This is a genomic window from Enterococcus sp. (assembly GCF_022711995.1).
Lineage (GTDB): Bacteria > Bacillota > Bacilli > Lactobacillales > Enterococcaceae > Enterococcus_D.
The window spans coordinates 1-3,490 of record NZ_JALAHI010000078.1; the positions used below are offsets into that span (position 1 = coordinate 1).

Sequence of the window (3,490 nt, forward strand, 5' to 3'; positions counted from 1 at the left end):
AAAGTGTCTCCATGCCATGGTTAGGAATGGGACAAGGTACGATTACTCGTACACGGTCTCAATGGACCATTAATATAAGATAATTATACAACTATTTCCTCTCTTTAAAAAAATGAACAAAGTGAGGGTTATTTGACATGGGTAAAGATACTCAACAATCATATTAATAAAATTAAATTGACACTCTTTTTCGTTTCTCTTGACTAATCGTAGGAAAAAGGGACTGTGCCATAAGCCTCCTGCAAGTAACACTATCCGAATAATAGATCTTATTGCTTCTGCGGTGCAGTGGCTCCTCTTCGCGAAAGTTAGAGGAATCTATAGCAATAGACTATGATTCGGTTGAACTTGTTGGATGATGACTTATGGCACAGTCCTTTTTTATCTCAAAGATTATTTAATGGCGGCTTCTATCGCTTGCCAAGCTTCTTCTTTTCCTTGCTTGGTGATGGAAGAAAAAAGAATGAAGGTATCTGCTGGATCGAACTCCAACGCTTTTTTGATTACACTTTCATGCTTATTCCATTTTCCTCGCGGAATCTTGTCAGCTTTTGTCGCCACAACGATGACGGGAATCTCGTAGTATTTCAAAAATTGATACATTTGGATATCTTCTTGCGACGGCGCATGGCGCAAATCAACCAGCGAAACCACTGCCCGCAGCTGTTGTCTCTCTGCAAGATACGTCTCGATCATCTTGCCCCACTTTGCCCGCTCCGTTTTGGAAACTTTCGCATAACCATACCCAGGTACATCTACAAAGTGCAATGCATTCTCAATCAAATAAAAATTTAGTGTCTGAGTTTTACCAGGTTTGGAAGATGTCCGGGCTAAATTTTTTCGATTGATCAAAGTATTGATGAAGGAAGATTTTCCAACATTGGACCGACCCGCTAATGCGATTTCCGGCAACTGGGTATCCGGATATTGTGCTGGTGAAACAGCACTGATCACGATTTCTGCATCATGTACTTTCATCTGTTCGCTCCTTTCTAGTCTCTGTTGGTATCAGAAAGAAAGGGGCTGTGACAAAAGTCTCCTACAAGTAACCATATCCGAACATTAACTAGTATTGCTCCTACGGTGCAGTGACTCCTCGTTGCAAAAAGTCAGAGGAATCTGTAGCAATAGTATATGATTCGGTTGAACTTGTTGGATAATGACTTATGGCACAGTCCCTCATTAAAATCAAACTGCTTTTTTTGTTTCTTCGTTGTAAATGATTGTCGGTTCGCCAATTTCTTTGGCTGCTTCTTCGGTAATGATGACTTTCTTGATCGTTTCATCCGAAGGAACGTTGAACATGACATCCATCATGATGTTTTCGATAATGGAACGCAGTCCACGAGCACCCGTATTTCGTTCGATTGCTTTATCCGCAATCGCTCGCAAGGCTTCAGGCTCAAACTCAAGCTCGGTATCATCCAATCCCAATAATTTTTGGTATTGTTTCACCAACGCATTTTTTGGCTCTGTCAGAATACGAACCAAATCATCAGTTGTGAGTTTGTCTAATGCTGCCATCACTGGCAAGCGGCCGATAAATTCTGGAATCAAACCAAATTTCAATAAGTCTTCTGGAATGATATGTTGCATGATGCTTTCATCTTCAGAAAAACGCTTATTATTCGTTCCAAAACCAATCGTTTTTTCACCCATTCGATTCTTAACGATGGTTTCAATCCCATCAAACGCTCCGCCAACGATGAACAAAATATTCGTCGTATCGATTTGGATCATTTCTTGATGCGGGTGTTTCCGTCCCCCTTGAGGCGGCACGCTGGCTTGTGTTCCTTCTAGGATCTTCAGCAATGCTTGTTGTACCCCTTCACCAGACACGTCTCGGGTGATGGACACATTTTCGCTTTTACGAGCGATTTTATCGATTTCATCAATATAAATGATTCCTTTTTCAGCCATTTCGACATTGTAATCAGCCGCTTGCAGAAGTTTCAGTAGAATATTTTCGACATCTTCCCCTACATAACCAGCTTCAGTCAAACTTGTTGCATCCGCAATGGCAAAAGGCACATTCAATGATCGAGCTAACGTTTGCGCAAGAAATGTTTTCCCAGAACCAGTTGGTCCAATCAAACAAATATTGCTTTTTTGTAACTCGACATCTTCGGCAGTCGGTTCGACATTTACCCGTTTATAATGATTATAGACCGCTACAGCAAGTGTCTTTTTCGCCCGATCTTGTCCGATGACATAATCATTTAATATGTGCAATAATTCTTGTGGTTTAGGCACTTCAGTAAATTCGCGAATTGCTTCTTCATAGAACTCTTCGTCAATGATCTCCTTGCACAAGTCGATACATTCATTACATATGTATACACCAGGACCGGCAACGATCTTCTTTACTTCTTCTTGCGACTTTCCGCAAAATGAACAACGAACAGCGTCATTTCCATTTGTGTTGTCGTACATACTGTTCACCCCTTGATAAATTTCTAACCTGTAAAGGAGTGGAATTGGTTTTACTATCTTTACAGTCTTTAATCATCTTATCATAACTCATATGAAAGAAAAAGCTATTTCTCATGGCCATTACGTTTTCTTAGCATTTATCCACAGTGACAAAACCAGTTGCGGCCTTGCAGCTCGAAAAAGACAAAGTGAGCAAAATTGATGATATGAAACAAGCATCCAAATGCTTTTTTCAATCAAAAAGGGCAAACATCGTAAAAGACGTTTGCCGCTCTTTTGATGAAAATTAAGCTTCTTTTGCCGTACCAGTTACAAGTTCAACGGCTTTCTTCATTGTGATGTCGTGTTTCAACATATCTTCTGTCAAGACGCGTTTGATTTGGTCAACAGGCATGTTGTAAGCTTCTGATAGTTCTTGGATTTCTTTTTCGATATCCTCTTCAGTTGCTTCCAAACCTTCTGCTTTTGCGATTGCTTCAATCACAAGGTTTGTTTTCACGCGAGTTTCTGCTTCACCTTCAAATTGTTGGTGCAAGTCAGCTTCTGTTGAACCAGTCAATTGATAGTACATTTCTGGTGAGATTCCTTGACGTTGCATGTTGTTCAAGAACTCATCCATTGAGCGGTGAACTTCATCATGAACCATTGAATGTGGTAATTCAACGATTTCTGCATTTTCCACTGCTTGACGAATGGCAGCTTCATCTTTTGCGTCTTCCGCTGCTTTTTCTTTTGTTTCAGTTAATTCTTGACGGTATTTTTCTTTTAATTCAGCTAGTGTTTCAACGCTGTCGTCCACGTCTTTCGCAAATTCATCATCTAATTCAGGTAATTCTTTTGCTTTGACTTCATGAACAGTTACTTTGAAGACCGCATCTTTGCCTGCCAAGTCTTCTGCTTGATAATCTTCAGGGAAAGTTACGTTTACTTCTTTGCTTTCGCCCGCTTTAACACCGACTAATTGATCTTCAAAACCTGGAATAAAAGAGTTTGAACCCAATTCTAAAGAGTAGTTTTCACCTTAGCCGCCTTCAAATGTTTCTTCACCTAAGAAACC

At 40.2% G+C, this 3,490-nt stretch carries 2 protein-coding genes and 1 pseudogene; all 3 read right to left on the reverse strand.

All coding sequences use genetic code 11. From position 1 onward, the window contains the following. Window positions 1-393 precede the first annotated feature (393 nt). Complete coding sequence (gene yihA, locus Q0A12_RS07655) at window positions 394-978, reverse strand: ribosome biogenesis GTP-binding protein YihA/YsxC (RefSeq protein ID WP_291292068.1); 585 nt, start codon at window positions 976-978, stop codon at window positions 394-396. Window positions 979-1,188: 210 nt separating this feature from the next. Continuing rightward, window positions 1,189-2,433 (reverse strand): ATP-dependent Clp protease ATP-binding subunit ClpX, encoded by a 1,245-nt coding sequence (gene clpX, locus Q0A12_RS07660; RefSeq protein ID WP_291292069.1) that lies wholly within the window; start codon window positions 2,431-2,433, stop codon window positions 1,189-1,191. A 286-nt stretch (window positions 2,434-2,719) separates the two neighbouring features. Then, window positions 2,720-3,490: pseudogene (tig, locus tag Q0A12_RS07665) on the reverse strand (trigger factor); the annotation flags it as partial.

Coding starts and splice junctions, on each gene's coding strand:
- clpX (WP_291292069.1), bottom strand. CDS start 2,433: ATGTACGACAACACAAATGGAAATGACGCTGTTCGTTGTTCATTTTGC.
- yihA (WP_291292068.1), bottom strand. CDS start 978: ATGAAAGTACATGATGCAGAAATCGTGATCAGTGCTGTTTCACCAGCA.